The following is a 22,288-nucleotide window of genomic DNA, read 5'->3' as shown; positions in this document are numbered from 1 at the left end:
AGCGCTTTATTTAACAGCGCAATTTTGATGCAATAAAAAAGGCACTGAAAAGTGCCTTTTTAGTCTGCTCAATTAATTTTTTAATTACAGCGCGTTAAATACGTCGTCTGTTTTAGCTGCGCAAATAAAATCGTTTTTGTGCAGGCCTTTAATTGAATGGCTCCACCACGTTACGGTTACTTTTCCCCACTCGGTTAATAAACCTGGGTGATGGCCTTCATCCTCTGCCATATCACCTACTTTATTGGTAAACGCCATAGCTTGCTTAAAGTTTTTAAACTTATAAACACGCTCAAGTTGCATAATGCCGTCGCGTACCTCTGGTACCCAGTCTGGAATTTTGGTAATAAGTTGGGCAAGCTCTTCCTCAGATACCTTTGGCGCATCTACGTGACAGGCTTCGCATTTTTGTTCACTTAATGAAGACATTTTAAATCCTTACTTTAGCGTTTCTTTTTAAATTAAAGTTAACCGGCTAATTTTTCTTTAGGTGGAAATTTTGGGTCGTGCAAACCAAGCGCTTTAGCTTGCTCAACCAAAGTCATAATATCCATTTGCGATATATCAAACAGATCATGAATCGAATTTATGGTGTAGTACTGTGGTTGCATAATATCAATGCGGTACGGCGTACGCAGCACATCAATTACGCTCATAGGCGTTATCTCTGGTGTATCTGAATACACGTACTGGGTTTCACCCGGGCTTGATAATATACCACCGCCGTATATACGCAGGCCGTTTTCGGTTTGCATTAAACCAAACTCAACCGTAAACCAATACATACGTGCAAGGTATACACGATCTTTTTTCTGCGCTGCATACCCTAGCTGGCCGTATTTGTGTGTGAATTCGGCAAAGTCAGGGTTTGTTAGCATAGCGCAGTGGCCAAATATTTCATGGAAAATGTCAGGCTCTTGCAGGTAGTCAAACTCTTCTCGACTACGAATAAACGTCGCTACCGGAAATTGTTTGTTTGCCAATAACCTAAAAAATTCATCAAAATCGATAAGCGCAGGTACAGGCGCTACTTGCCAACCGGTGGTGGCAAGAAGCACTTCGTTAAGTTCGCTTAACTGCGGAATACGATCGTGTGGTAGGTTTATTTTTTTAAGCCCCTCCATGTATTCATCACAAGCTTTGCCTTCTATGCACGCAAGTTGGCGCGTAACAAGCTCAGACCAAATTTTGTTTTCTTCTTCGCTCCAATGAATAACACCGTTTTCATCAGGTGTTTTAGAGGTGTATTTACTTGCTTTAGCCATAATAACCTTCTTGGGGTTAAGCCCTAAATGTGTGTCAGTGTGATACTCAAGATGAGTGAATATCTAATGCAGTCATACTATGCAAAAGTGAAGAAAAGTTTAATAGTTAGGCGGACATCTACATTTAGCACGATCCCTTAAAGTGTATAGTTAAAATTACACCACCGGAATTAATATTATACAACCACTAAAATAAAGGCGTTAATGGCAAATTTAACTGTACATAAATAAATACATCTAACAAATTAATGTAAAAGCTTGGTTTAAGTCGTCAATAATATCGTTAACATCTTCAAGCCCTACAGAGAGTCTTATCAAGCCATCACTTATGCCTGCGGCTGCTCGCTCCTCGGGTGTGTAAGGAGAATGCGTCATTGATGCGGGGTGCTGAATAAGCGTTTCGGCATCACCTAAACTTACAGCAAGTGTGCAAAGCTTCATGCTATCTATAAACTGCGCTCCTTGAGCAAGGCTGCCTTTAATTTCAAATGCGATAACGCCGCCTGCGGCTTTCATTTGCTTGCCTATATATTTGTTGCCAGGGTGCGATTTAAGCCCAGGGTAATAAACAATATTAACCTGTGGATGCGCCTCTAAATATTCGGCAACCGTTTGCGCGCTTTGGCAATGGCGCTCCATGCGTATGGCTAAAGTTTTTAATCCGCGATTAATAAGCCATGCGTCGTGCGGGCTTATGGTGGCACCAATATCTTTAAGTACCGTCATTTTTATTAAGGTAATGTGCTCATGCGTTCCACACACAAGCCCAGCTACTACATCGCCATGGCCGTTTAAGTACTTAGTGGCACTGTGCACAATAATATCTATGCCGTACTGCTTAGGTGATTGCAGCAGTGGCGTTAAAAAGGTGTTGTCGACCACACTAATTAAATTATGTTGCTTAGCGAGCGCGCCAATTAAGACTAAATCAATGACTGCCATTGTGGGGTTGATTGGCGTTTCTACAAATATCATTTTTGAATTAGGTTTTATAGCAGCGCGAAGCTCGCTCTCGTTGGTCATATCAACAAAAGTAACTTCTATTCCCCAGCGCGGTAACATGTGAGCAAAAAACGCAAAAGTACATCCATATAATGCACTTGATGCAATTAAATGATCGCCCTGCGATAAAAAGCTTAATACCGACGCCGATACAGCGCCCATACCTGTGGCGGTAGCCGCTGCAGCTTCGCAGCCCTCTAACTGTGCTACTTTTTGCTCAAGTTCGGTGGTGGTTGGGTTACCTAGGCGGGTGTAAATATAACCGGGCTCATCGCCTGCAAAACGCGCGGCACCTTGTGCTGCATTTTCAAAATGAAAGGTAGAGGTTTGATACAAAGGCGACGTGAGTGCGCCGTGCGGATCGTTTGCTTTTTGCGGGCCATGAATACATTGGGTATTAATATGCTGCTTGCTCATTGTGTGATCTCGTTTTTATTATGTGTGTCAATTACATAAATAAAACGCACCGCAGTTTAAATCACAAGCATGCCGGATGCTCAGATGGCTATTTGTGCAAAAACCGCTCAGCGCGGTTTTGTACACAAATATTGCCACTGCTACTTTAGGACGTTGGCTCGGCCTTTTTACGGCTCATGATTTTGCTGGCAATACTTTGCACTGTGCCTTTTAACAAGCTGCGTTTGTTTTCAAGCCGTGGTAATGGGCGGCTAAGCTCCATTGCTTTGTAACCAATACGTGCTGTAAAAATACCGGCGCTTACACCTTGCGCTGCACGCCCCGAAAGCTTACCTAAAAGCTCAGCACTGAGTGCTGTGGCTGCTAAATCAGATACAAGCTCAGCACTGCCTACAAACATAACTTGTTTTATTAGCATACGGTAGAGCTTAATGCGGCTTGCGTAACCAAAACCAATGCCATAAATTTTACCAATTTGCTCTATTAACTTAGTACCGCGCCAAAGCACCGCCATCATGTCCACCAGCGCAAGGGGGCTTAGGGCAACAAGCAACGCTGACTCTGTCGCAAAGCGGTTTATAAGCTTTTTAGCTTGCGTGTCTTGCGTTATAAGCAAGCTATTTGCGTAAAGGGTCATTATTTCTTTATCGCTATGGTGGGTAGCCACTTGGTTTTTAAACGCTTCGAAGTTGTCTAGTTGTTGGTGCTTGTTTAGTTTTTCAAGCCAGGGTAATGCGCCACCTACTTGCTCACTATTTAAAAGTCTGTCGGCTTCTTGGCGGTGTAATTGATTACGCTTTAAACTGCGCAGCATTCTGTACTCGCGCCATAGCATGCGCCCAATTAGCAACACACCGCTTACCACCGCCGTTAAATACACGCCGCCTAAAATGACTGACTGCTGAAACGCAAACACTAACGAATAAGCAAACTCAAGTAGCACTAACACTGAAAAGCTTACAGCAAACACCCCTTTAAGCGTTTGCCATTTAGACTTTTTATATACCGGCTCTAGGTCTATTTCTTCATCAAGTAGTTCATCTTCAGGCTCTTCAATGTATTCACTTTGACCTTGGGTAATTATTTTTGCAGGAGCAAGCGTCGCCTCAACCTGCTCATCAGCTTGGCTATCAATTCGCCTACCTGCTTGAAAAGTTTGCTGTGAGTCGTTCATGATAATTTGTCTCCTAACAAGTACTGCATCACATGATCAAGGCGAATATGCTTAAGTTGCTTATCGGGGTTTGGCATAGGCGCAAACGATAAAAACTCAAAGCCCTGCGCTGGCCACTCATTTTTATTAAGCATGCGCTTTGGTGGCTGTGGGGGTAAATAAGTAAGCCAATCTTGCTCGTTTAATGGTTTACCATAAATACAATCAAGCGTTTGGCCTTTATCGGCCACTTGGCGCGGCTGCGTTGCTGCAATTGACGACATTGCCATGGTTTCTATTTGCACGCCATCAAACTTTAAGTGATTACTTTGCTCATGCACTAGTGAATCAAGTAGTAGTGCTAAGTCTTTATGGTACTTAGCACTTATATGATCTGACTTATTTGCAGCAAACAGTATTTTATCTATGTTGGGTTTAAATAAACGCTTAAAAAAGCCCGACTCGCCATAATTAAAATGTGCGAGTAATTGGTTTATTACACTACTTTGCTCTTGGAGTGTTTCGTGGCCTTCGTTTAAAGCGCTGAGTACGTCTACCAACACAATTTGGCGGTCAAAGTGTTTAAAGTGCTCATTATAAAATGGCTTAACCACCTCTTTTACATAGGCGTTAAAGCGCTTAATTAAATGCGCTAAGTTAGAGCCTGCCACTACCTCATCACTTTTTATATGCTGCGCATTTACCGGAAAAAACAACAAAAGCGGCGCACCTTGTAAGTCGCCAGGCATTAGCATGCGCCCAGGTTGTAACATGGCAAGCTTAGTATCTTTTTTAAGCCCTACCAGCATACTTTGATAAAGCGCTGCAATGTGTGCAAGTAAGCCTTCATCTACAGGCGCATTTAAATCAAGCTGTTCAAGCGCGTTCAAAAATTCAGCAGAGGTATTCACACGCGGGTGCTGTAGTAACAGCGGGTATTGTTGCTCGCACCACTGACTATAGCTTTGCTCAAGCATAGGTAAATCAAGTAGCCATTCACCAGGGTAGTCAATAATGTCTAAATACAGCGTAGATTGCGGCGAAAAATGCCCACGTAACCCTGATGCGCTTTGGTATTTAATCGCTAAACGCAGGGTATTAATACGCTCGGTTGATGCAGGCCATGTAGGCATCCCATCAGTTGGGAGCAAGGCATTAAGCGCCCGCGGATAGTCAAACGTAGGGACTTTTAACGCCTCTTGCGGCACCACTTTAGTGGCTATATGGCGGTGCTCTCGCATTACATCAAAAAACGGTAAGTTTTTATCATCGCTTTGTGTTGTAAGGTGCTTAACAAGTGCGGTAATAAACGCGGTTTTACCACTGCCACTTAGGCCGGTTACGGCCAATTTTACGTGTTGATCTAAACTGCGATGAAGGGCTTTTTGGGCTGAACCTTTAATACTTTTAAAGGTTTTTTTGGCAAATGAAGTGCTACTCATAATGGGCTAGCACTTCATTGAGCTTAATCACCGAACAAAGTGCTATTAAATCCTTTAAAGTTTGTTGATTTCACGGCTAACCGTAAACTCGCTTGAAGTAACATGGCGCTCCATATCTTGAAGACGCGTGTCTATTCGCGTTAAACGCTCTTTTAAGTCTTGCAATGCGCGGCGCGGTGGCTCGCCTTTTTGCCATACTTTAAATTTAACTTCTAGCGGATCGTCAGTTTTAGTTGAGCTACTAGCATGTATAGTTGTGGGGTCTTTTTTATCTAAAATAAACCACGCTGCAATATACGCTACCACAAATAATGGGCCACCCGTTAGCAGTACCGCACTAACAAAAATAATGCGAACTAACCATAACTCCATATTAAAGTAGTCACTTAATCCCGCACATACACCGGCGATTTTACCGCGCTGTGGGTCTCTTAATAATTCGCGTTTGGCACTCATACTTTGCGTCTCCATTGTGGTGACTCTTGATCGAGTAATGCTTCAAGGGTTTCTACTCTATCAGCCATTTTTTCGGCCTTGTGGGCAAGTTCCAATAACTGGCGATGTTCATGCTCACTTAACCCTTGGCTCACTTGCTTTTTGCTACGGTAGTGCAAAATTAACCACAGTGGCGCAACAAAAATCATGAACAAGATAAATGGTGCAATTAGTATCTCTGGATCAAACATAATCCTCTCCTGACAATCCGTAATCGATGTTTTAAGCAGTGGGGCACTTTAAGTACCCCTTTATAAGTTATTTATCAGCTAGCTTCTTTTTAAGTTCGGCAAGCTCATCATCTATCTTTTCATTTTTTTGTAGGTCTGCAATTTCATCTGCAAGCGACTTTTTACCTAAATCGTAAGACTCTATTTGAGATTCTAGTCCATCAATTTTAGTTTCGTAGCGCTCAAAGCGATTAAGTGCGTCTTCTACTTTAGAGCTATCAAGGGCTTTTTTCACTTCAAGGCGCGACTCAGCCGAACGTTGACGTAAAATAATTGCCTTTTGACGTGCTTTAGCATCGGCTAGCTTTTCTTGTAGTGTGGTGACTTCTTGCTGAAGTTTCTCAATGTGGGACTCTACATGCTCAAGCTCAGACTCTACTGCTGCAACTGCTTCTGCCGATTTTTGCTTTTCAAGTAATGCTGAACGCGCTAAATCGTCGCGGTCTTTACTTAATGCAAGCTCTGCTTTGTCTTGCCAATCGCTTACTTGTGCTTTTAGTGTGTCTACACGACGTACTAATTCTTTTTTCTCAGCCAGTGTTTTCGCTGACGTAGAGCGCACCTCTACCAATGTGTCTTCCATCTCTTGGATAATAAGACGAACCATTTTTTCTGGGTCTTCTGCTTTATCTAAAATGGCATTGATATTAGAATTAACAATGTCTGCAAAACGCGAAAAAATTCCCATAACATTTACCTCTGTAATATAAACTTAGTTGGTCTGCTGTAACTAGTATCAATATGCTTGCCAACTTTTTAAAATCTAAAATACACTTTATTTTCATTAAGTTAAACTAAATATACAAATTCCTTTAGTTATCCCTGATTATGAAATACACTAACTGTTAGCAAAAATGACCAAGAGTTAGGAAAAATGAGCCAATATCGCCAACAGGATAATTTACTCGGCCAATCTGATAGCTTTTTAGCTGTACTTGATCAGGTATCGCAGTTAGCTAATTTAGATAAGCCAGTGCTTATTATTGGCGAGCGAGGAACCGGTAAAGAGCTTATAGCCGCCCGTTTACACTTTTTATCAAAGCGTTGGGATCAAAACTACGTAAAGCTTAACTGTGCAGCCCTTAACGAAAACCTCCTCGAAAGCGAATTATTTGGTCATGAAAGCGGTGCTTTTACCGGGGCAAGTAAACGTCACGAAGGTCGCTTTGAGCGCGCTAACAGCGGTACCTTATTTTTAGATGAGCTGGCTAATACATCGGCCATGGTACAAGAAAAGCTTTTGCGCGTTATAGAATACGGTGAATTTGAGCGGGTCGGTGGTAAACACACCGTAAAGGTAGATACTCGTTTAGTGTGTGCCACCAACGAAGATTTACCCCACCTTGCTGAACAGGGCGAATTTAGAAGTGACTTACTTGACCGCTTAGCCTTTGATGTAATTACCCTGCCACCACTGCGCGAACGTCAAGACGATATTATGCTACTCGCTGAGCAATTTGCCATGAATATGGCACGCGATTTAGAGTGGGAGTTATTTAGTGGCTTTACTCGCAGCGCCACCGAAACCCTGCTAAATTACGATTGGCCGGGTAATATACGCGAGCTTAAAAATGTAGTTGAGCGAAGCTTGTATCGTCATGGTAATGAACATATCCCCGTTCACCAGATTATTTTAGACCCGTTTGAAAGCCGTTTTAGACCCAAAGCACGCATTAAAGCTCCTATTGCAACACCGGTTGCCCCAGCTGAGCCTACAACACTAGCCACAACTGTTAGCGAGCTTAGTAACGAGCTTAGCGCCCCAATTGAATTTCCGTGTAGCTTAAAAGAGCGCTCTAACGAATTTGAAATAAATATGATTAATAAAGCCCTTGAGCATAGCCAATTTAATCAAAAGAAAACTGCAGAAGTACTCGGTTTAACGTATCATCAATTACGTGGTTATCTTAAAAAATACAATTTATTAGAAGATAAATAGTTAGAGGTTATGCGAGTGCATAAAATACTACTTGTTTTACTAGCCAGCACCTTAACAGGCTGCTTTGATAGTAAAGAAGAAATAATAGAAGAGAAAAACCAAGGCCTCGTTTATTGCGCCGAAGCGAACCCTGTGTCGTTTAATCCGCAAGTAACAACCACTGGCTCAACTATTGATATTATTGCTAATCAGTTATTTGACCGTTTAATTAGTATTGACCCCGTTACTGCAGATTTTAAAAGTGAGCTGGCAACCGATTGGAAAATTAGCAACGATGGAAAGTCGGTCACCTTTACGCTGCGTAAAGGCGTAAAATTTCATTCTACCTCGTACTTTACCCCTACTCGCGATTTTAACGCTGATGATGTTATTTTTACCTTTAGCCGATTATTTGACGTTTACAACCCGTACCATTTTGTAGGCGATGCAAACTACCCGTATTTTCAAAGTGTGGGGCTCGATCAGCTTATTCGTAAAATTGTACGCGTGTCTGACTATCAAGTGCGCTTTGAGCTATTTCACCCAGAAAGCAGTTTTTTAACGAACATGGCCACCGACTTTGCCGTGGTGTTGTCGCAAGAATACGCAATGCAATTAAAAGCGCGAGATCAAACTAATTTATTCGATCAGTACCCTATTGGCACAGGCCCCTACATTTATAAAGAGTACCGACGCGATCACTTAGTGCGCTTTTACCGCAACCCTCTTTATTGGAAGCACGATGTTGCCCTTGAACAGCTGGTATACGACATTACGACAAACGGCACTACGCGCATAGCAAAAATGCTCACTAAAGAGTGCGATGTAACCGCACACCCAAGTAGCGCACAACTGAGTATTTTAGCGCAACGAGACGATATAAACGTTGAAAAAGAAACCAATTTAAATATTGGTTATTGGGCCTTTAATACTGAGCGCGCCCCTTTTGATGACATTAGAGTGCGCAGAGCCCTTGCGCATGCAATTGATATAGACAAAATAATGCAAGCCGTTTATTACGGTAATGGTATACGCGCGCAATCTATTTTACCGCCGACTTCGTGGGGCTTTGAACCACAAGAAAACATGCCTATGTTTGACCCTGAACTAGCTAAAAAACTACTCATAGAAGCGGGGTTACCGAATGGCTTTGATATGACCATTTGGGCAATGCCGGTGAGTCGAATATACAATCCTAATGCCCGCAAAATGGCTGAGCTGATGCAAAGCGATTTACGCAAAATAGGTGTTAATGTAAGTATTGTTGAATACGAGTGGAATACTTTTATTCAGCGTATAGGTGAGCACCGCCACGATAGCGTATTACTCGGCTGGGCTGCCGATACCCCCGATCCAGATAACTTTTTTAGCCCATTGCTAAGCTGCACTGCCACTTTTAGCGGTAAAAACCCAGCCAATTGGTGTAACCCGCAGTTTGACTTATTGCTTACCCAAGCGCTCGACACCACCGATTTAAGCTTACGCAAACAGTATTACGATCAGGTTCAAGCGCTCATTATTGATCAGCTCCCGTTGGTCCCTATTGCTCATGGTATGCGTTTTCAAGCAAATAGTGCCGATGTAGAAGGGATAACCCTTGGCCCATTTGGGGCTATTTCACTCGCAAATGCGAGGAAAAAATAATGATACTTGATTATATATTACGCCGCCTTGGCTTGTTTTTGTTCATGATCTTAATGCTAAGCATATTTACCTTTTCGCTTAGCTACTTGTTCCCAGGGGATCCGCTTAGCAACCTAAGTGGTATTCCTAGCGGTAATTTTTCTCAGCACAGTGAGCTTGAAGATAAATACATGTATGACAGCAACTACGTTATGCAGTATTTAGCATTTTTAGGGCGGATATTTCAAGGTGATTGGGGTGTGTCGTTTGCCTCGGGAGACAAGGTTTTTCAGCACATTTTAGATTTAATTCCAGCAACTTTAGAACTGTGTGTTTATGCGCTTATTGTATCGGTTGTGGTAGGTGTACCAGCGGGCATTTTGGCTTCAGCATACACACGCCGTTGGCCAGATAAATTAATTAGCTCTACCACCATGATTGGTTACTCTATTCCGGTTTTTTGGTTAGCGCTGTTACTTATTATGATTTTTTCGCTCAAGCTGGGCTGGTTTCCTATGTCGGGTAGAATGGGGTTACTATTTGAAATACCGCCTAATACCGGGTTTATATTAATCGATATTATGCTCGCAGGCTTCCCGTACAAAGGTGAAGCATTTATAGATGCACTGCATCACTTAACATTGCCAACCATAGTGCTAGCCATGTTTCCTACCACTGTTTTAGTGCGCTTTACCCGCGACTCTATGCTTAAAGTAATGGATCAAAGCTTTATAAAAACAGCCAGGGCAAAAGGCCTTAATCGCCGCCAATTAATCATGCATCATGCGCTGCGCAATGCGCTATTGCCGGTAATAAAACAAATAGGGCTGCAATTTAGTACGCTTATTACGCTTGCAATGATAACCGAAGTTATTTTTTCTTGGCCGGGTATTGGCCGTTGGCTAATCGATAGTATTTACCAACGAGACTACCCTGCTATTCAAGGCGGTTTAATGGCGGTGTCTATGTTTGTTATTATTGCCACTATTGTTGCCGAGCTTACATATACTCTGTTCGACCCAATTTCGCGGAATCAGGCACATGGTAAAGTTTAAATTATTTTCTGAAGAGTCGAATAAATCGCCGCTGGCGCGTTTTTGGCGCAAATTTAAAAACAATCACCCCGCCTTGGTGGGATTATGGATTTTTATGGCGTTTGCGTTATTGGCCGCCAGTGCGCCCTTTTTAGCGCCGTATGGAGTTAACCAGCAACATAGCGATGCTTTACTTATACCGCCATCATGGCGAGAAATGGGCGATGTGCGCTTTATTTTGGGCACCGATGATTTAGGACGCGATGTACTCTCGCGCTTGATGAATGGCGCAACCTACACGTTTGGCTTATCGGTGGTGGCTGCCTTTATTACTACCATTATTGGTGTGCTTGTTGGCACTTTTGCCGGCATTAGCCGCGGCCTTCGCTCAAGCTTTTTAAATCACTTGCTTGATATCACGCTCTCTATTCCGTCTTTGCTATTGGCGATTATTATTATCGCAGTGCTTGGGCCGGGCTTAATGAATACAGTGTGGGCTATTATATTGGCGTTATTACCGCAATTTATTCACTCTATTCGTAATTTAATTGTTGATGAGCTAAGCAAAGACTACATTACCGCTTTTAGGCTTGATGGTGCCTCTAACTGGCATATTTTGTCACGGGGTATTTTTCCTAATATTTATGAGCACATTGTGGTTATTTTTACCACCGCGCTTTCTACTGCTATTTTAGATATTGCCGCCTTAGGCTTTTTAAAACTTGGTGCACAGCCCCCAACTACCGAATGGGGCGCCATACTGGCTGAGAATTTAGGCCTTATATATTTAGCACCTTGGACCGTTGCGCTACCGGGTGTATTATTATTTTTAGCGGTTTTGTCTACCAATTTAGTAGGTGATGGCCTACGAAAAGTGCTTAAAGCACGTAAGGCTGATTAAATGCAATTACTCGACGTTAGAAATTTAACCATAGAGCTGCGTACCTCTGAAACGGTAATTCGCGCTGTAGATAGAGTCAGCTTTAGCCTAAAAGAAGGCGAAGTACATGGCTTGGTGGGAGAGTCGGGCTCTGGTAAAAGCTTAATAGCCAAAGCCATTGTTGGGGTACTTAACGAACGCTGGCATATAACAGCCGATAGAATGCATTGGCGCGGTGTTGATTTAATGCGCTTAACCCCAGAGCAACGCAGAAAAACAGTCAGCCAAGACATTGCGATGATTTACCAAGACCCTAGCCGCTGCCTTGACCCGACCGCTAAAATATTTGACCAAATAGCCGAAACACTGCCTGAAACATCCACTAAAGGCTTTTTTTTAAAACGCAATAGAGAACGTAAAGACCGCGTAAAAGCACTTATTCATAAAGTGGGTATTAAAAACCACGACGCTGTGCTTGATAGTTACCCGCACGAGCTATCAGAAGGCGTGTGCCAAAAGGTCATGATTGCCATGGCCATAGCGCGCACTCCTAAGCTACTAATTGCTGATGAGCCGACTACAGCGCTTGAAAGCACCACCCGTGCACAGGTATTTAGGTTGCTAAAAAGCTTAAATCAATTAAAAAATATGTCTATTTTGATGATTTCTCATGAGCTTGAAGAAATAGCCGACTGGTCGCACGGTATTCATGTTTTATATTGTGGGCAAATGGTTGAAGCCGGCCCAACGCAACGTATTTTTCGCCAGCCTCGCCACCCTTACACGCAAGCGTTATTAAAAAGCTTACCCAATTATGAGCAAGGCTTAGCACACAAAGAACCCTTTTATGCACTTAAAGGCACTATCCCTACTTTGCAACATTTACCTATCGGTTGCCGATTAGGCCCACGCTGCCCTCAAGCACAAAAAGAATGTGTAATTACCCCTGCACTTACTAAGCACCATGGGCACAGCTATGCGTGTCATTTTCCGCTTATTAAGGAGATGAAGTAATGCAACCGGTATTAAAAGTACAAGCGCTTTGTAAAACCTTTAACATACGTGCCGGTTTATTTAGCCGCAAAAAATTTGAGGTACTAAAAAATATCTCTTTTTGTGTGGGCAAAGGCGAAACAATCGCAGTAATCGGTGAAACCGGTGCGGGTAAAAGTACACTCGCTAAATTACTCGCAGGGGCCGATAGCGCTGACAGTGGGCAAATTTTATTAGAAAGTAACATTATTGAAGATGACGGCGTGCGCGATGATCAATGTCGACATATCCGCATGATATTCCAAGACTCCGCTGCCTCGCTCAATCCGGGTCTCACCATAGGTGATATGCTAGATGATTGCTTGCAGTATAATACCGATTCAGACCAACTCGCTCGCCAAGAAAAAATAGATGCCACGCTTTCTAAAGTGGGGCTGCTAATCGATCATCAACATTATTACCCTCACATGTTTAGTGTAGGCCAATTGCAGCGTGTAGCGTTGGCGCGGGCGCTCATTTTAGACCCTAAAGTGGTGGTGCTTGATGAAGCGCTATCAGCCTTAGATCCCTCCGTTCGTGCGCAAACAGTTAACTTATTACTTAAGCTGCAAAAAGAAACCGGTCTAACTTATGTACTCATTACGCACCATTTAAGTTTAGTGCGCCATATCAGCGATCAGCTAGTGGTGCTTGAAAAAGGTGAGGTAGTAGAATATGGGCGTACCGAAGAGGTGTTTCAAAATCCGCAATCAAAAGTAACACAGCGCCTAATATGCTGTTAATTCTAAGCTTATATTTATAAGCAATACTGCCTAATCATTTTACTAAGCACATTGAAGTTATAAAAAAGGCGCGTTACTTATAAAGTAACGCGCCTTTTTTAATGTGTCGCGATTATTCTGCTGCTTGCTCTACCACAGGTAGATTTAGCTCAGCTTTAGCCTTTAAAGACTCAATAAACGCTAAATAGTTTTTGTTAGCTTGCGCCATAGTAATGTTTTGCTGTACTTGCGGGTCGATATTTGCGGTTACTTGCGCATCGCTTACCGATTTAAGTGCAACAATTGCCGCATCACCGTTGTTTAAATCAACCACGTCTGTGCTTGGTGTATCATTAGGACGAGGCATTTTAAACGCTTGCGTTACAATAGCAGGCGAAACCGTGTAGCTTTGACGCGTTAAGCTCGCTTCTTCACGTACCGTTAGGTTTTGCTCACTCGCCACATCGCTTAGCGTTTTACCTGCTTGAACTTGTGCAAATAACTCACGTGCTTTTTCTTTAGCAAGTGTTGATGCTTTTTCATTAACTAAACGTGTTTTGATTTGCTCACTCACTTGCGCAAGCGGTTTAGTTGCAGATGGCTCGTATTTATTTACACGTACTACAATAACGTGCTCATCACCTAGCTCAATCACTTCTGAGTTTACTTTATCTTCAAGTAATTCTACTGAGAACAACTGTGAAATTACCGCAGGTGTATTAAGAGGCTCTGGCAATGCATTACGTGCAACAAGTGGCGTGGTTTTAACTTCAACGTCTGCCACTTCTGCTGCATCGTCTAAACGGTCAGAAATCTCAAATGCTAAGGCACCCATTTCTGTTTGCTTTTCGTAAAACGCATCTACTTTTTCAGTTTGCTCAAGCTCTGCACGTAAGTCGGCTTTTACGTCGTCATACGCTTTCACTTGCTCTGGCTGTAAGTCAGTAAGTTTAATGATGTGATAACCAAACTCTGATGCTACAACCTCTGAAATATCACCTTTGCTTTGAAGCGCAAATGCAGCATCTTCAAAAGCTGGGTCCATTACATCGCGCTCAATCCACTCTAGGTCGCCGCCCATTTCGCCACTCACAACATCATCAGATGATGACTCTGCAAGCTGTGCAAAATCAGCACCTTGCTCTAACTGCTCATGTAATGCGTTGGCTTTTTCAAGCGCGGCATCATCATCTTCGCTGTTATCAATTAAAATGTGCGATACACGGCGTTTTTCAGGCTCGATGTATTGTGCTTTATTTTGCTCATAATACGCTTTTACGTCGTCTTCTGTTACCGACTCGACGGTGATATCTTGTGCTTTAAGCTCAATGTAATCAACCGATACACGCTCTGGCGATAAAAATTGTGATGCGTTTAGCTCGTAGTAATCAGCAATTTCTTGCTCAGATACGTCTACGTTTGCTTGTAACGCTTCTTTGCTTAACACAAGGTAGTCTATGCTACGCGTTTGCTGCTGCAGGGCTGCAGCGCGTTTAAGCTCGTTTTCAAGTGCAAACTCAGTACCAGCAACCGCAGACACTAATTGGCTGCGTGTCATGTCTTTACGTAAGTACTCACGAAAAGCATCTGGTTGAAAGTTCATTTGACGAATTACTTGTAGGTAACGGTCGTTATTAAATTTTTCACCAATTTGAAAGTACGGTAGTTCTAAAATTGTTTTACGTACGCTGTCGTCGCTTACGCGAAGGCCTAAATCTGCCGCTAATTGTGATTGCAATTCTTGTTGTACTAAGCGGTCAATTACACCTTGACGAATTTGCGCCATGTAATTTGGATCTGCACTGATTTGTGCAAAGTATTCGCCAAATTGTTGCTCTAAACGGCTACGTTCGTTTTGATAAGCACGATTAAATTCGGTTTGGCTAATTTTAATTCCATTTACTTCAGCAACGGGTTGTTCTGGGGTTTGACCTAAGTAACTACCGATCCCTGCTAAGGCAAAAGATAAAATCACCGCGCCTAAAATTATTTTGGCTACAGGACCCTGTGAGCCCTCTCTGATTTTCTCAAGCATTTGTTTATCTCTTATTGATCAAGGTATTTTACCTTGTCATATGTAAAAAAAGCGTATCTTACCAGATACGCTTTTTCACTTGAAGTAACTGGCGGTGAAGTTACTTAATTCATCGATTAGGATAATTAAGTTTATATACACTCGCCATAACTAATCTGTATTTAAACAGTGATTAGTTTACTGCGTCTTTCAGCGCTTTACCGGCTTTGAAAGAAGGAATATTTGCCGCAGCGATTTGGATAGTTTCACCAGTTTGTGGGTTACGGCCTGAACGAGCAGCACGCTCGCGTACTGAGAAAGTACCAAAACCTACAAGTGCAACTGAATCGCCATCTTTAAGCGCTCCAGATACAGACTCGATGAATGAATCTAGTGCACGACCTGCAGCCGCTTTAGAAATGTCAGCGTCAGCTGCGATTTGATCGATTAATTGAGATTTATTCACAATATCATCCTCTTTCATTGTTATTATCAAGAGCGATTGTTTTTTAAACTAACATCACTTTTTTGAAATTTTAGAGCAAACTTTTAATGCTCACATGATTATATTTTTCTTAAGCCTAGGCCCCATAAGGGCTAGGCTCGAAAACCAGTGCTTAACTTATCATACCGATTAGATTTGAAAAGCCCTTTAAAGCACTTTTTTTGGGTTTTTTATTGGTTTTTCGGTGTTTCGACTGAAAAACTCTCAACAGGATGCACTAAAGCTAACTTTAATACTTCATCAATCCATGTAACTGGGTGAACATCTAAGCCTGCCAGTACGTTATCTGGGATCTCTTTTAAGTCACGTTCGTTAATTTTAGGAATGATAACTGTTTTAATTCCACCACGGTGTGCTGCAAGTAGTTTCTCTTTTAAACCACCAATAGGCAGTACTTCACCGCGCAGTGTTATTTCACCTGTCATTGCTACATCGGCTTTAACGGGGTTACCTGTTAAGCTCGATACTAAACCCGTTACCATTGCTGCACCGGCGCTTGGACCATCTTTAGGGGTCGCACCCTCTGGTACATGCACATGAATGTCGCGTTTTTCGTAAAAATCGTTATTAATACGGAACGTATCAGCACGATTACGAACCACCGTCATGGCCGCCTGTATCGACTCTTGCATTACATCGCCCAGTGAGCCTGTGTAGCTTAGTTTGCCTTTACCTGGCACAGCCGCACATTCAATGGTCAGTAAATCGCCGCCTACTTCAGTCCACGCTAAGCCTGTTACCTGACCAATGCGATCGCCGTCTTCAGCTTTACCGTAGTCGTAGCGCTGTACACCTAAAAACTCTTCTAGGTTATCTTGATTGATAGTGACTGTTTTAGTCTCTTTATCAAGTAAGATATTTTTAACGGCTTTACGGCATAGTTTAGATACTTCGCGCTCTAAATTACGTACGCCCGCTTCACGCGTGTAGTAACGAATAATGCCAATAATTGCACTGTCTTCTATTACTAGCTCAGAAGGTTTTAAACCATTGCGTTTAACTTGCTTAGTAATTAAGTGCTCTTTTGCAATGTTTAGCTTTTCATCTTCGGTGTAACCCGATAAGCGAATAACTTCCATTCTGTCCAATAATGGACCAGAAATATTAAAGCTGTTTGATGTTGCTACAAACATTACATCCGATAAATCGTAGTCTACTTCTAAGTAGTGATCAGCAAAGTGGCTGTTTTGCTCCGGATCGAGCACCTCTAATAATGCTGATGCCGGGTCGCCGCGCATATCTGATGACATTTTGTCGATTTCATCTAACAAGAATAATGGGTTTTTAACGCCCACTTTTGTCATGTTTTGAATCAGCTTACCTGGCATAGAGCCAATGTAAGTACGACGATGACCACGAATTTCGGCTTCATCACGTACGCCACCTAATGCCATACGAACATATTTACGACCCGTAGAGCGTGCAATAGACTGCCCTAGTGACGTTTTACCTACACCCGGTGGCCCTACTAAACATAAAATAGGCCCTTTAAGCTTATTAGTACGTTGTTGCACCGCGAGGTATTCAATTATGCGTTCTTTAACTTTATCTAAGCCGTGGTGATCGCTATCAAGAATTTTTTGCGCGCCTGCTAAGTCTTTTTTCACTTTCGAGCGTTTTTTCCATGGTACGTTAATTAACGTATCAATGTATGAACGCACTACAGTGGCCTCTGCAGACATTGGCGACATCATTTTAAGCTTATTAAGCTCAGCTGATGCTTTTTCTTTCGCTTCTTCTGGCATACCTGATTCTTCAATACGCTTTTTAAGCGCTTCAAATTCGTCAGGTACATCATCAAGCTCACCAAGTTCTTTTTGAATGGCTTTCATTTGCTCGTTGAGGTAGTACTCGCGCTGAGATTTTTCCATCTGCTTTTTCACGCGGGTACGAATTTTTTTCTCAACTTGCAATAAGTCTATTTCACCTTCCATCAGTGCCATTAAGTATTCTAAGCGCTCTGTAACGCTTGAAATTTCTAACACTTTTTGTTTTTCAGGCACTTTTAATGGCATATGCGCTGCCATTGTATCGGCAAGGCGTGCTGGCTCATCAATGCCTGAAACAGAGGTTAATACCTCAGGTGGAATTTTTTTATTAAGTTTTACATAGCCTTCAAACTGGCTAACAGCGCTGCGGATGAAAATATCTTGCTCTTGCTCATCCACTGAATCAGATTCGATGAACTGAGCATTCGCTACAAAAAACTCATCGTTATCTACAAATTCTTCAATTTGTGCGCGCTGCGTACCTTCAACTAAAACTTTAACTGTACCGTCTGGTAACTTTAATAACTGAAGTACAGTAGCAATAGTACCGATACGGTAAATATCGTCTTGCTCAGGTTCGTCTACAGTTGCATCTTTTTGTGCAACCAAGAAAATTTGTTTGTCTTTATCCATTGCCGCTTCGAGGCATTTTATTGATTTTTCACGGCCTACAAAAAGCGGGATCACCATGTGCGGATATACCACAACATCGCGCAGTGCTAACACTGGGATTTCGACTCGATCGGTTCTCTCAAGCGTCATTATAGTTTCTCTTCGCACTTCATTTATTTAAAAGATTACTCAAGTATATGGGGATAATCTAATTAAAGTTCAACAATTTTCCCCAACTCGTTCAAATTAATTATAAAAAAAGGAGCCTAAGGCTCCTTTTTTATACAAATAGCTTAAAAACTACTCTGATGCAGCTTTATCTTGATTATTGTTTTCATAAATCAAGATTGGGGCAGATTCACCTTTAATCACGGTTTCATCTATAACCACTTTGCTTACATCATCCATTGATGGCAGCTCATACATAGTATCAAGGAGTACGCCTTCAACAATTGAGCGAAGTCCGCGAGCACCTGTTTTACGCTCCATTGCTTTGTGAGCAATAGCGCTTAGTGCATCATCACGGAACTCTAATTCAACGTCTTCCATACCAAACAATACAGAGAACTGTTTAGTAATGGCGTTTTTAGGTTCACTTAATATTTGTACAAGTGCCGCTTCATCAAGCTCAGTTAATGTAGCAACAACAGGTAAACGACCAATAAACTCAGGAATTAAGCCGTACTTAACTAAATCTTCTGGCTCTACGTCTTTAAATGTTTCGCTTAAAGAGCGGCTCGACGCTGACTCTTTAACGTTAACACCAAAGCCAATTCCGGTATTTTTATGGCTACGCTGTTCGATTACTTTATCTAGGCCTGCAAAGGCACCACCACAGATAAATAAAATCTTAGAGGTATCAACCTGTAAAAACTCTTGCTGCGGGTGCTTACGACCACCTTGTGGTGGTACTGAGGCAACCGTGCCTTCAATTAGTTTAAGCAGCGCTTGTTGTACGCCCTCACCCGACACGTCACGTGTAATAGATGGGTTATCTGATTTACGCGAAATTTTGTCAATTTCATCAATGTAAACAATACCACGTTGCGCTTTTTCTACGTCGTAGTCACATTTTTGTAGCAGTTTTTGAATGATGTTTTCTACATCCTCACCTACATAACCGGCTTCGGTTAGTGTAGTTGCATCTGCCATAGTAAACGGTACATCAAGTAAACGCGCAAGTGTTTCTGCCAGTAATGTTTTACCACTGCCTGTAGGGCCAATAAGCAAAATGTTACTTTTACCTAGTTCTACTTCTTGCTTTGTAGATTGGTTGCGTAGGCGCTTGTAGTGATTGTATACCGCTACAGACAATACTTTTTTAGCATGGTCTTGACCAATTACGTAGTCATCTAAGTGATTACGAATTTCTTTTGGCACAGGTAGTTTATCAGACGAATTATGCTTAGGAGCAATGTCTTTGATTTCTTCCCTGATAATATCGTTACACAGCTCTACACATTCATCACAAATGTATACTGAAGGACCTGCAATTAATTTACGCACTTCGTGTTGGCTTTTGCCACAAAAAGAGCAGTATAACAATTTATTACTTTTGTCGCCGTCTGTAGGAGTGTCAGACATTCAGCTACCTCTTTTATACGTTGGCTGCCAAATAAGGTTGGCAACTATTTCAAATTCGCTTTTAACTATACCAAAATTTACTGGTTTTCGCATAGTAACTCAAAGTGGCAAGCAATTATTTGCTTGCCTACACGCTTACTTGCTTTCGCGATTTGTAAACACTGAGTCAACCAGGCCGTAATCTACAGCTTGTGATGCACTCATAAAGTTATCACGGTCAGTATCGCGTGAAATAACATCTAATGGCTGGCCTGTATGCTCTGCCATTAAGCGGTTAAGTTTGTCTTTAATAGACAGAATTTCTTTTGCGTGTATTTCAAAGTCAGATGCTTGACCTTGGAAACCACCTAACGGTTGGTGAATCATTACACGTGAGTTTGGTAAACAAAAACGCTTACCTTTAGCGCCAGCAGTAAGCAAAAATGCGCCCATGCTTGCCGCTTGGCCAACACAAATAGTACTTACATCTGGTTTGATGAAGTTCATTGTATCGTAAATTGCCATACCAGCGGTTACCGAACCACCTGGTGAATTAATATATAAAAAGATATCTTTTTCAGGGTTCTCTGATTCTAAAAATAGCATTTGCGCTAAAATTAGATTTGCCATGTTGTCTTCAACTTGGCCCGTTAAAAAGATAATTCGCTCTTTTAATAGACGCGAATAAATGTCATACGAGCGCTCACCTTTAGCTGTTTGTTCAACAACCATAGGGACTAATGCATTTAGGGGATCTGTCATACCAGTGTTCATACTTTTTTAATTCCTTATGCGCTTATGCTTTTTCTTACTAAAGGAAGCATAGTTATCATTTTTCGCAAATTATGGGGCACAAACTAAAATGGCCCGGGCACACTGCATAAACAGAGTAACACGAGCCATTTAATCGTTAGCGAGCGCTTAAGTCAATGACTTATTAAGCACCTTGCTGAGGATTCATGATGTCATCAAATGCTTTTTCAACGTCAGACACGTTTGCTTTAGCTAAAATAGCTTCAACAGCTTGCTCTTCCATTGCAACATTACGCATTTGCTGCATAAGTTGATCATTTGCTTTGTAGTATTCTACTACTTCAGTTGGATCTTCGTAAGCAGATGCAACTGTAGCAATTAATGCTTCAACTTTTTCATCATCAACTTTGATATCGTTTGCTTTGATCACTTCACCTAGTAATAGGCCAGTTTTAACGCGAGTTACAGCTTGCTCGTGGAACAATTCAGCTGGAAGCTCAGGCATGTTTTTAGCGTCGCCACCAAAACGTTGAGCTGCTTGCTGACGTAATGCGTCAACTTCTTGATCAATAAGTGCTTTAGGCACTTCGATTTCGTTGTTTTCTAAAAGACCTTTAATCGCTTGGTCTTTCACGTTAGCTTTAACCGCTTGGTCTAGCTCACGTGTCATGTTCTTTTTAACTTCTTCTTTAAGCGCGTCTACGCCGCCTTCGGTAACACCGAACTTAGTTGCAAACTCTTCGCTTAATTCAGGTAGCTCTTGTGCTTCAACTTTTTTCACTGTGATAGTGAATTGAGCCGCTTTACCTTTCAGGTTTTCAGCGTGGTAATCTTCAGGGAAAGTTACATCAGCAACTACTTCTTCGCCTGCTTTTTTACCAACGATGTTGTCTTCAAAACCTGGGATCATACGACCTTGGCCAAGCTCAAGTGGGAAGTCTTCAGCTTTGCCGCCTTCAAACTCTTCACCGTCGATAGTACCTACGAAATCAACTGTTACGCGGTCGTTTTCGCCAGCAGCTGCGTCAACATCAGCCCAAGAAGCGTGTTGCTTACGAAGTGTTTCTAGCATGTTTGCTAAATCTTCGTCAGTTACTGTTACTGCTGGTTTTTCTACTGCAATTTTGTCTAAACCTTGAACTTCAACTTCAGGGTATACTTCAAACGTTGCTGTAAACTCTAAATCTTTACCTGCTTCAAGTGATTTAGGTGCAAATGATGGTGCGCCAGCAGGGTTAATTTTTTCAGCAACAATTGCTTCAATGTAGTTACGCTGCATTACTTCGCCAGCTACTTCTTGACGAACCGCAGGTCCAAAACGCTTGTTAATTACTGAAACTGGTACTTTACCAGCACGGAAGCCATCGATACGCTGCGTTTTTGACAGTTGTTGTAAGCGTTTTTTTACTTCGGTCTCAACGTTCTCTGCAGGAACGGTGATGGTCAGACGGCGCTCAAGGCCTTGAGTCGTCTCAACAGAAACTTGCATGATTTACCTCAATATTCAATTTTGGCGACTGTTCGCCTTCCTTACAAACAAAGTAATCTTCATGAGTCTTGATAAATTTTAAAGCGATTTTTCACTAAAAAGCATCCGTCACTACCATGAGATCCCATTGCTGCTCTGCCCTTCGGGCACTATGTTAAACAATAGACGCGGCATTATAACCTAATAATTATGATAGTCGAGTGTAGGGGGCAATTATTTGGACTAGTTTAGCTACGATCGAGACCAACTGCGTAAAAAACAGACTAACTGGTTCGTTAAAGCGATATTTTAGTAGGAAGTAAATAGAAGTTATTGCTGAGTGATTACTCGTTTACTTTCTTTAAGGTTAAGAAAGTGGTCGGCGATGCAG

Annotated in this window: 20 protein-coding genes; 6 read left to right on the top strand and 14 right to left on the bottom strand. The window is 42.1% G+C overall.

The window, feature by feature from the left end:
- Positions 1-84: 84 nt before the first annotated feature.
- The 8 genes from CWC04_RS16800 to pspA form a co-directional block, all read right to left on the bottom strand.
- Positions 85-429 (bottom strand): 4a-hydroxytetrahydrobiopterin dehydratase, encoded by a 345-nt coding sequence (locus tag CWC04_RS16800; protein ID WP_004586913.1) that lies wholly within the window; start codon positions 427-429, stop codon positions 85-87.
- A gap of 38 nt (positions 430-467) precedes the next feature.
- Positions 468-1,265: a phenylalanine 4-monooxygenase gene (gene phhA, locus CWC04_RS16795; RefSeq protein WP_126007699.1), complete on the bottom strand. Its 798-nt coding sequence runs from the start codon at positions 1,263-1,265 to the stop codon at positions 468-470.
- Between the two features lie 237 nt (positions 1,266-1,502).
- Positions 1,503-2,684 (bottom strand): methionine gamma-lyase, encoded by a 1,182-nt coding sequence (gene megL, locus CWC04_RS16790; RefSeq protein ID WP_138685954.1) that lies wholly within the window; start codon positions 2,682-2,684, stop codon positions 1,503-1,505.
- Positions 2,685-2,829: 145 nt separating this feature from the next.
- Complete coding sequence (locus CWC04_RS16785) at positions 2,830-3,858, bottom strand: TIGR01620 family protein (RefSeq protein WP_138685953.1); 1,029 nt, start codon at positions 3,856-3,858, stop codon at positions 2,830-2,832.
- Positions 3,855-5,279, bottom strand: coding sequence for a YcjX family GTP-binding protein (locus CWC04_RS16780; RefSeq protein WP_138685952.1), 1,425 nt, complete (start codon positions 5,277-5,279; stop codon positions 3,855-3,857). The genes CWC04_RS16785 and CWC04_RS16780 overlap by 4 nt, the downstream gene beginning before the upstream one ends.
- 54 nt (positions 5,280-5,333) lie before the next feature.
- Complete coding sequence (gene pspC / locus CWC04_RS16775; protein ID WP_138685951.1) at positions 5,334-5,735, bottom strand: envelope stress response membrane protein PspC; 402 nt, start codon at positions 5,733-5,735, stop codon at positions 5,334-5,336.
- Entirely contained in the window at positions 5,732-5,965 is a 234-nt protein-coding gene (pspB, locus tag CWC04_RS16770) for an envelope stress response membrane protein PspB (protein ID WP_004586907.1), read from the bottom strand. Before pspB ends, pspC begins: the two co-directional genes overlap by 4 nt.
- A gap of 67 nt (positions 5,966-6,032) precedes the next feature.
- Complete coding sequence (gene pspA / locus CWC04_RS16765; protein WP_004586906.1) at positions 6,033-6,692, bottom strand: phage shock protein PspA; 660 nt, start codon at positions 6,690-6,692, stop codon at positions 6,033-6,035.
- Between the two features lie 186 nt (positions 6,693-6,878).
- On the opposite strand from pspA, the gene pspF reads away from it, so the two are divergent.
- The 6 genes from pspF to CWC04_RS16735 are packed head-to-tail and all read left to right on the top strand — an operon-like array spanning position 6,879 to position 13,234.
- Positions 6,879-7,943: a phage shock protein operon transcriptional activator gene (gene pspF / locus CWC04_RS16760; protein WP_138685950.1), complete on the top strand. Its 1,065-nt coding sequence runs from the start codon at positions 6,879-6,881 to the stop codon at positions 7,941-7,943.
- Positions 7,944-7,958: 15 nt separating this feature from the next.
- Positions 7,959-9,566: an ABC transporter substrate-binding protein gene (locus CWC04_RS16755; protein ID WP_096739311.1), complete on the top strand. Its 1,608-nt coding sequence runs from the start codon at positions 7,959-7,961 to the stop codon at positions 9,564-9,566.
- Positions 9,566-10,600, top strand: coding sequence for an ABC transporter permease (locus CWC04_RS16750; protein WP_138685949.1), 1,035 nt, complete (start codon positions 9,566-9,568; stop codon positions 10,598-10,600). The genes CWC04_RS16755 and CWC04_RS16750 overlap by 1 nt, the downstream gene beginning before the upstream one ends.
- Positions 10,587-11,480: an ABC transporter permease subunit gene (locus CWC04_RS16745; protein WP_024033801.1), complete on the top strand. Its 894-nt coding sequence runs from the start codon at positions 10,587-10,589 to the stop codon at positions 11,478-11,480. The genes CWC04_RS16750 and CWC04_RS16745 overlap by 14 nt, the downstream gene beginning before the upstream one ends.
- A complete protein-coding gene (locus CWC04_RS16740; RefSeq protein WP_004586901.1) occupies positions 11,481-12,473 on the top strand; it encodes a peptide ABC transporter ATP-binding protein in 993 nt (330 codons plus the stop codon).
- On the top strand, positions 12,473-13,234 hold the full coding sequence (locus CWC04_RS16735; RefSeq protein WP_004586900.1) for an ATP-binding cassette domain-containing protein: 762 nt from the start codon (positions 12,473-12,475) through the stop codon (positions 13,232-13,234). Before CWC04_RS16740 ends, CWC04_RS16735 begins: the two co-directional genes overlap by 1 nt.
- A gap of 112 nt (positions 13,235-13,346) precedes the next feature.
- On the opposite strand, the gene CWC04_RS16730 is transcribed toward CWC04_RS16735, so the two are convergent.
- The 6 genes from CWC04_RS16730 to tig form a co-directional block, all read right to left on the bottom strand.
- Complete coding sequence (locus CWC04_RS16730; protein WP_138685948.1) at positions 13,347-15,248, bottom strand: SurA N-terminal domain-containing protein; 1,902 nt, start codon at positions 15,246-15,248, stop codon at positions 13,347-13,349.
- Positions 15,249-15,420: 172 nt separating this feature from the next.
- Positions 15,421-15,720, bottom strand: a complete 300-nt coding sequence (locus CWC04_RS16725; RefSeq protein ID WP_286247754.1) for an HU family DNA-binding protein — start codon at positions 15,718-15,720, stop codon at positions 15,421-15,423.
- A gap of 182 nt (positions 15,721-15,902) precedes the next feature.
- Complete coding sequence (lon, locus tag CWC04_RS16720) at positions 15,903-18,263, bottom strand: endopeptidase La (protein ID WP_138685947.1); 2,361 nt, start codon at positions 18,261-18,263, stop codon at positions 15,903-15,905.
- 150 nt (positions 18,264-18,413) lie between these two features.
- Positions 18,414-19,697, bottom strand: a complete 1,284-nt coding sequence (gene clpX / locus CWC04_RS16715; protein ID WP_138685946.1) for an ATP-dependent protease ATP-binding subunit ClpX — start codon at positions 19,695-19,697, stop codon at positions 18,414-18,416.
- Positions 19,698-19,832: 135 nt separating this feature from the next.
- Positions 19,833-20,450, bottom strand: a complete 618-nt coding sequence (gene clpP, locus CWC04_RS16710) for an ATP-dependent Clp endopeptidase proteolytic subunit ClpP (protein ID WP_024033798.1) — start codon at positions 20,448-20,450, stop codon at positions 19,833-19,835.
- Between the two features lie 163 nt (positions 20,451-20,613).
- Positions 20,614-21,918, bottom strand: coding sequence for a trigger factor (gene tig / locus CWC04_RS16705; protein ID WP_004586894.1), 1,305 nt, complete (start codon positions 21,916-21,918; stop codon positions 20,614-20,616).
- Positions 21,919-22,288 lie beyond the last annotated feature (370 nt).

Source organism: Pseudoalteromonas sp. S2893 (genome assembly GCF_005887105.1).
In the GTDB taxonomy this organism is placed as follows: Bacteria; Pseudomonadota; Gammaproteobacteria; order Enterobacterales; family Alteromonadaceae; genus Pseudoalteromonas; species Pseudoalteromonas atlantica.
Note: the sequence above shows the minus strand (reverse complement) of the source record. Positions and strands in the feature narration are given on the sequence as shown.